This window comes from Verrucomicrobiales bacterium (genome assembly GCA_016793885.1).
Classification (GTDB): domain Bacteria; phylum Verrucomicrobiota; class Verrucomicrobiia; order Limisphaerales; family UBA11320; genus UBA11320.
In genome coordinates this window covers 1-2,861 of the sequence record JAEUHE010000028.1, presented here as the reverse complement: position 1 = coordinate 2,861, position 2,861 = coordinate 1, and the positions used below count along the sequence as shown (strand labels likewise).

Sequence of the window (2,861 nt, the reverse complement as noted above, 5' to 3'; positions counted from 1 at the left end):
TGCTCGGGGTCGGCTGGGATGTGTTGAATAGCATTTTGTCATCGTTCCCGTGCCTCCTTTGCCCCGACGTAAGTCAGCGTTGTGCAGTTCATAAATAGTTTCCCCTTTGCGGTTAATACTCAGCCCCGGCCCGCTTGCGCCTTTGCGACAGGTCCCGCGCCCTTGCGTTAAATTTCTAGTCCCCACCTTTGCGTTCTTCGCGCCCTTTGCGGTTCAACGTCCCCATCCCCAGCTCCTCCGCATCCTGGTCGCTCCAGGGCCGGAGGTATTGCTCCGCCTCCGGGCGGGGTTGGTAGTTGACCGTTTGAGCGCATGGGACAGCAAGTTGCTCCCGGAGCCACTTCCCTGGCAGCATGTCTTTGAACGCCCCGGTCACTGGGCTCAGGAACACCCCTGACAGTCCGTTCTCCATCGATGTCTCCGGGAAATCCATAAACTCCGAGCTCAATACCAAAGGTCGACTGGCGATGTTGTTAGACACCGATTCCCCCGCGCTACCCCCTGCATTCAGTCCGACACACTGAAAATTGCGGTTGCGGCTGCTCGACCGTCGCGTCTCCAGGAATTCGCTCGTGCCAACCACCCCCTCCGCCCATTTCGCCGTCTCGGGGCTGTTCAGCCGAAGGATGGCCTTGGTATTGCACTGGCCGATGAGTTCATCCGCGACCTCGCGTCCATAGACATCCCTCAGGCCGTTGATATCCTGAAGGCCCAAGACCACTGCCCCGCCCTTGCTACGGCCCTTGGTCATGAGCGCTGATAGGCCCTCGAGTCGCCCAGCTTGGCGAACCTCATCCAGCATGATCCAGGTCGTCCGGTTTGAACTCTGAGGCTTCTCCGGTTGGGCCAAAACCAATTCTGTGATGCGTTTGAAGATCAGCTGATTCATGGCATCGATCGCCGTCCGATTGTCCTCGTCATTGCCCAGAACCAGAATGGATTCTTCCCTCAACCATCCCCGGAGGCTGATGCGTGTGGGTGAACGATCCCAAGCAGCTGCGATGATTTCGTAGGGAGCCGTCCGGGTCAGCAGCGTGGAAAGGATGTTTTGAAACGTGGCCGTGTGGTCACAATACTGGGTCAGATGTCGGGTCGCCTCCCACTGGGAGAGAACCGATTTGAGAAGAGGCTCAGAACGCAGAATCAGAAGCAGATGACGCAGCGTCCACCGTCCAGGTGCACCCAGGATCAACGACACCATCACCCCATAGAGGAGATGCCGAGCGGCGTTCGAGAAGAAGGGATTGGCATCATTCACCGCCTTTGGAAACAACAAAGCCGCGGCTTGAAGGGCTGCAGCGGGCGACGTCACATCCTTTGCCATATCCCACGCTGCTGCCCGTTGGTCCAACGGATTGAGAAGCACGATCGGGCAGTGCAAATCCATTCCCCGCAGGAGCGATACTACATCCTGCTTCGCGTCGTAGATCAGGGCTCGCTGATCGAGGCCTTTACCGACGCGCGGGAGCACGGATTGCATCAGCAACCGCTGGAGAAGTGTTTTCCCACTTCCAGTGGCTCCCACGATGGCTACGTGTCCGTAAGCGAGCCGGCTGGGAAGCTGGCACATCCCCAGGCGAAAGCCGCCGGGATCTTTGATCGACCGGGACTGAACGTGGTCGGAATCTTGAAGCGCCCGACCACGCACATGAGCGAACGTGACTCCTGTGCCCCGGTGCAGCCAACGACGAACCAGACCGATGCCCAGACAAGCGCCTGCCAACGGCAAAGCCAGCTCCAATATGGATTCACCTGAAACCAACCGCGTTCCCTCCCTCGGATTGAATTTCCAAACTGCATTCTAACTGAACGCCGTTTGATCGCACCATTCCCAAACTTTGGCCTCAACAAAATCCGCCTGCCGGTCGACAGTTCACCCATGACGAAGCGCGCAACCGACGAGAAGGTTTTCACCGCAAAGGGCGACCTTTGCGGTTCAACCTACCCGTGCCGCAACGAACCCAGGAGCCACGCCATGTCCCGCTACGCGATAATCACCGATCATGATAACCTTGAGATCTTCCTCGGATTCGACGACGGTCTGAGAGGATTCTTCCTCACCATCGAGGACGTGACGAAGTCGGACGGCGAGCCTGAGAGTTTTGTGTTCCACAACATGGTTCATCACCCCGGCGTCGACATGACATTTGAACAACTCATCGATGCTCTCCTGAAATTCGGAGTTATCCTGCCTCCGGACCTTTGCAGCATCCTTGCAGGGGAAGCGTGCGTCGCAGCTGGTATCGCCCAAAAGCCGGATGGAAGTGCCGGGCATCGAGTCCCCACCACGTTGCAAATGCGAGTCACGGGTTGGAGCCTCATAAGCTAGCTATCCAGGGGGAACAAAGTTCCACATTCCGTGTCCCTTGGTGGAGCAAAAGTCTAGCTTCATTCCATCTCAGACTCTGCGAGCCAATCGTCATCACACGAATCCTCAACGTTTTTGACGAACGCCTCCCACTCGAGCCGCGATCGGCGCTGAGTTTCAGCCCAGACAGCCAGTCCCGCAAACTCCAACGGAGCATTCTTCAAAAGAGCCAAGGCTAAAGACTGCTCCAGCACGACGATAGGTTGCTCGAACGCCAACGCAGTCCCGGTCGCGAGACAGCACGCTGCGAAGCATAGATTGCGAATAAGTCTAGCCTCCTGACTAGGGCTGGTTTTTTCGCTGTTGGTTGTGAATAGCAGAACGATACAGATCCCCAGCTGAGTAAGGGGAATGTACTGGTTCAGCGTGAAACGCCGGTTGGCAAGAAATCGTTACGCACTGTTGCCCCGGGTTTCTGTGGTGGTTTGATTGGGGAACAACTCGGGGACTCTGTCCCCGAACCCCTGGGATTTTTCGCTTTGTGATCGATCCC

General features: G+C 57.1%; 2 protein-coding genes. One reads left to right on the top strand and one right to left on the bottom strand.

Annotated elements, in window-relative coordinates; genetic code table 11:
* Positions 1 to 175: 175 nt before the first annotated feature.
* Complete coding sequence (locus JNN07_03670) at positions 176 to 1,729, bottom strand: type IV secretion system DNA-binding domain-containing protein (protein MBL9166815.1); 1,554 nt, start codon at positions 1,727 to 1,729, stop codon at positions 176 to 178.
* Positions 1,730 to 1,816: 87 nt separating this feature from the next.
* Between JNN07_03670 and JNN07_03665 the strand changes: the two genes are divergently transcribed.
* Entirely contained in the window at positions 1,817 to 2,329 is a 513-nt protein-coding gene (locus JNN07_03665) for a hypothetical protein (protein ID MBL9166814.1), read from the top strand.
* Positions 2,330 to 2,861 lie beyond the last annotated feature (532 nt).